The sequence below is a fragment of the Nostoc sp. CHAB 5715 genome, assembly GCF_020829685.1.
Classification (GTDB): Bacteria; Cyanobacteriota; Cyanobacteriia; order Cyanobacteriales; family Nostocaceae; genus Nostoc.
This window is the reverse complement of the sequence record NZ_JAIVFR010000633.1, coordinates 1-4,521: the sequence shown is the minus strand read 5'-3', so window position 1 is coordinate 4,521 and position 4,521 is coordinate 1. Positions and strand designations below refer to the sequence as shown.

Sequence of the window (4,521 nt, the reverse complement as noted above, 5' to 3'; positions counted from 1 at the left end):
GCCAAAATAACGCATTTCTCTAGCAGCACACCAACCAGGGGTAGCATTGCCTGCAAAATCGGGCGTTGCTGATTCCATCTATGAAAATGATTTTGCATAATACCAAAATCCTTGTAGAGACGTAGCACTGCTACGTCTCTACATCCAGATTCATATTTCAATTCAGCAACGCCTTCCCGCCAGAAGATTACCGATAATGTAAGATAAAGTCAGTAGACCGAAAACTTCTGCGATCGCTCTGTGATCGATATATGTAAATCTGATTAGTGCCTAAAAAACTGTATTTTTTGATACGTTTTTTGGAAAACTTGTTTAAAACTATAACATAAGTAAAATTAATGAATTAGCCAAAAAGGTAAGGTAGCTCTCGCACCAGAACATAGTTCTGGTGCTGTGTCTTGGAATTTTTGTAAAGTATTGGAGTGAAGAAGCAAAATTTTTGATGATTAGGATTATTGAGTTTGGCTATGACTACAACTACGCCAGTTCTAACTGATAGTAAAACCTTGAACGAAGTAGTTAACTGTTTAACAGAAAACATTCCAATAAAGTCTCAAGGTAAGTGTGAACAAAAGAATATATTTGAAATTTTAATTCGGGCAGCCACTCAGAAGGATAGCATTGAAAACACTACCAAAGTATTAAAAAATGTCCCCACAAGTAATGATATTCGTTACCATTTAGATAAATATTCAGACCTGGCTTCTTTGGAGGAGAATTTAAATAAAGCACTTCAAAGCCGCTTACCAGATGGCATTCAAAAAGGACAACACAAAATTGCTATCGATTTTAACTTAATTCCATATTATGGTGAGCCATCACAAGAAGAATTACCATATATTTATAGAAGTCAAGCTAAAAGTGGTACTTGTTCTTTTTATGCTTACGCTACTGTCTATGTAATTAAGAAGAATAAACGAGTTACCTTAGCCATCAAAGCTGTTCAACAACAAAATACTTTAGTTGCAATAATCACTTATCTTTTAGCACTAATTGAGCCTTTGAATCTGAAAATTGAGCGCTTGTATTTAGACCGAGAGTTCTTCTGCGTGCCAGTAATTAGATGGTTGCAAGCTTTAGATATTCCATTTGAAATGCCAGCTATTATTCGAGGCAAACATGGAGGGACTAGACAATTAATTCGAGGTAGGCGTAGTTACAAAACCAGTTACACTTTAAACAGTGATAAATATGGTTCAGTTACTTTCCCAGTCTGGATAGTTTGTACATATAAAAAAGGAAAAAGAAGAGAAAATGGAAGGGAATTTTTTATTTACGCTGTTTAGAAAGTTAAGCTGTCATTACATTCAATACATGATGACTATCGTCTGCGTTTCGGAATTGAAAGCAGCTATCGGATGAAAAATCAATGCCGGATTAAAACAACTATCAAAAATCCAACAATTAGATTTCTGTTTGTAGCTTTGGCATTTTTAATTATTAACGTTTGGATTTATTTATTATGGCATTATCTCAGTAGTTTAAGAAGAAGTTCAAGAAAAGTTTTCTCTCATCTATTTACCCTTAAACAAATGCTTGAATTCTTACGTCAAACTATAGACCGCAACTATGGAGTAGTGCGTGAAGTTTATCTAACGTAAAGGTAAATTGGGTTGATTCCAGTCGGCAATTAATAAGTTTAATTTATGAGTTCTCAAAAGCGATCAACTTTTTACAATTTTTAAAAAACGGTATCATACACTACTATTTTTTAGCGATCGCAGAAGTTTTCGGTCTACTGAATTTTTAGAGATTTTCTCGTGTCCGTTTTGCTTCTATTAATTTTTGCAATTCACCAATTTCATCTATAGTATAAAACTTCGGGTTAGGCTCGGCGTTAATTTTATCCATTAGAGCGTGAAAAGCTTCTGTATCATTACGATTCTCTAATAAATAACGCTTTAACTCTACTTTACTCATTTCTGCAAACTTAGGCTTGGTCATTCGTCGTATCTCCATTCCCCATTCGGGTTAATTAAAATACCTGTTTCATCTCCAGCCAAGATATTGTTGCATGAATAAGGATAAATGGTAAATTTTACTTATTCCCTTTCTACTCCCGTTTGATCATGAAAACCAAAGCGAAGTATAAAGTTCGCAACTGGAACGCAAATGAAGCAGCACTCAAGCAACGTGGCAGTATTACCTTCTGGGTAAATGAAGAGGTAATTGACCAATGGCGCAACGAGCAGAAAACAGGACTTAAGGGAGCCTCGAATTATTATAGCGACGTAGCGATCGCCACGATGGCCACTATACAATCGCTATTTACTCTACCAGGGCGGCAGGCAGAAAGATTTTTAGGGTCGCTGTTTACATTGATGGGAATTGAGTTGAATGTACCGGATCATTCCACTTTATCTCGTCGTCTAAGCAAACTATCTGTAGAAATACCCGTTATCCCAAAGGACAAAGCAGTTCATCTTGTGGTTGATTCAACTGGCGTGAAAGTGTATGGCGAGGGAGAATGGAAAGTTCGCACACACGGGGTAGGTAAACGACGGACGTGGCGGAAGTTGCATCTGGGAGTTGATGAAGGAACCGGAGAGATTTTGGCTGCGGTGGTGACTACTAATGACATGGCTGATTGCGAGATTTTACCTGACTTATTAGAGCAGATTGATCGGGAGATTGAACAAGTGTCAACTGATGGTGGTTATGACACATTTGACTGTTATGACACCATTGCTGGGCGGGAGGCTAAAGCCATAATTCCACCTCGTAGCAACGCCAAAATTCAATTCCCTAGTAACCGTAAAACACCGCCTCATCCAAGAGATGAAAATCTGCGTTCAATTCATAAAATTGGACGCAAACAATGGAAACAGGAATCTGGTTATCATCGACGCTCATTGGCTGAAACTGCGATGTTTCGACTTAAAAGCATTTTTGGAGGTAAATTACGGCGGCGCTTTTTTGATAATCAAGCTGCCCTTGTTATTCCTTCAATGTGCTGCGCTTAATCGCATGATTCAATTAGGCAAACCAGACAGCTACAAAGTAGAAGATTAATCACCAACTTTATCGAGAGAAGGTCTGTTTTTTTCTCTTTCATGCAACAAAGCCCTCATAAAACGCTAATTATCAATCATCCCCCTGCCCCCTGCTCCCTCTGCCCCTAATCCCCAAAAATTATGTCTCTTCCTGTTCTGAATCAGCGCTTTCGCACCTGGTGGCAGCCTAGAAGAGGTTTAGCGATCGCCGAAGCTTGTGTTATCGGTCTGGTTGCTGCCCTATCTGCGGTGTTTTTGAAAGTAGGATCGGGATGGCTGGGGACATGGCGAGTCCATACTACCCAGCTTTTCCCGGTATGGCTAGCACTACCGGTAATTGGTCTTGTCCTGGGGTTTGTGGCTGGATGGTTGGTGGATAGATTAGCACCAGAGGCTTCTGGTAGCGGTATTCCGCAAGTAAAAGCCAGTCTTGCCAATGTACCTATGACATTATCTTGGCGGGTAGCAGGTGTGAAGTTACTCAGTGCCATCATCGCCATAGGTTCGGGTATGACTCTGGGACGACAAGGCCCTACTGTCCAAGTGGGGGCAGGTTTGGCAGCAGGGATGAGTCGTTGGGTTCCTACTTCCCCAGATCATCGGCGGCAAATGATTGCAGCTGGTGCCGGTGCAGGTTTGGCCGCTGCTTTCAATGCCCCGATCGCAGGTGTATTGTTTATCGTTGAAGAGTTACTCCAGGATTTATCAGGATTGACTCTGGGTACTGCCATTATCGCCTCATTTATTGGTGGGGTGATATCCCGACTTTTAGGTGGTGGCTCTTTTGACCTTAATCTGCAATTGACGCAATCTTCTAGCCAATTCTCTATTCCAGAAATTCCCTTTTTCGTGCTTTTGGGTATTTTGGCAGGCTTATTGGGTGCATTGTTTAATCGCGGCTTAATATTTAGTATTAAATTTTATAGAAAATTACATATCAGCTTACCACTACGGGTAGCTTTGGCTGGATTTATGTCCGGTGTTGTCGTGTCCATACTCCCCGCATCCTTCCGTGATAATACGGGATTACGGGAGTCCTTAATTACTGGAGGTTCCCAACCTACCGTAGCAGCGATCGCTTTTGCGGCACAGTTCATCCTCACACTCATAGCATTTGGTTCAGGAGCGCCGGGGGGATTATTCGCTCCCAGTCTGATTTTGGGTTCTTGTTTAGGACATATCATCGGTGTATCTGAGTTATCCATAACGGGAGCGGGTTCTCCTGCTACTTACGCACTAGCGGGTATGGGTGGATTTTTTAGCGCCGTTTCTAAAGTACCAATCACTGCAATTGTGATTGTGTTTGAGATGACTACAGATTTTAATCTGGTGTTACCTTTGATGATTGTTTCTGTAGCAGCTTATTTAGTTGCGGATAAGGTAGTGCCTGGTTCGCTTTATGAGAAAGTTTTCAAGGAATTGAGCAACTCTGGCGACGCGATGGAGAAGCTCTGGGGCGGATTCGGCTGCCATTAGGATTAGTTTCACAAGCCGCAGCTTATGAGTTGCACCCTGTACTAGTGGACTC

The 4,521-nt window shown here is 40.9% G+C and carries 3 protein-coding genes and 2 pseudogenes; 4 read left to right on the top strand and 1 reads right to left on the bottom strand.

Translation table 11 applies throughout. The features are described from left to right. Nucleotides 1–467: 467 nt before the first annotated feature. Complete coding sequence (locus LC574_RS27810) at nucleotides 468–1,286, top strand: ISH3 family transposase (protein WP_229456901.1); 819 nt, start codon at nucleotides 468–470, stop codon at nucleotides 1,284–1,286. Nucleotides 1,287–1,746: 460 nt separating this feature from the next. On the opposite strand, the gene LC574_RS27805 is transcribed toward LC574_RS27810, so the two are convergent. Next, entirely contained in the window at nucleotides 1,747–1,944 is a 198-nt protein-coding gene (locus LC574_RS27805) for a hypothetical protein (RefSeq protein ID WP_229456900.1), read from the bottom strand. A gap of 125 nt (nucleotides 1,945–2,069) precedes the next feature. Between LC574_RS27805 and LC574_RS27800 the strand changes: the two are divergent. The 3 genes and pseudogenes from LC574_RS27800 to LC574_RS39280 all read left to right on the top strand — a co-directional run. Continuing rightward, nucleotides 2,070–3,012: pseudogene (locus LC574_RS27800) on the top strand (IS5 family transposase). A gap of 122 nt (nucleotides 3,013–3,134) precedes the next feature. Further along, nucleotides 3,135–4,403 (top strand): annotated as a pseudogene (locus tag LC574_RS27795) (ClC family H(+)/Cl(-) exchange transporter); the annotation flags it as partial. Nucleotides 4,404–4,411: 8 nt separating this feature from the next. After that, on the top strand, nucleotides 4,412–4,521 hold a 110-nt coding region (locus tag LC574_RS39280; RefSeq protein WP_368736741.1), incomplete at its 3' end, for a polyketide synthase dehydratase domain-containing protein.

Excerpts from the sequence above, each read along its gene's own strand:
- LC574_RS27810 (WP_229456901.1), top strand. The coding sequence starts at position 468 with ATGACTACAACTACGCCAGTTCTAACTGATAGTAAAACCTTGAACGAA.
- LC574_RS27805 (WP_229456900.1), bottom strand. The coding sequence starts at position 1,944 with ATGACCAAGCCTAAGTTTGCAGAAATGAGTAAAGTAGAGTTAAAGCGT.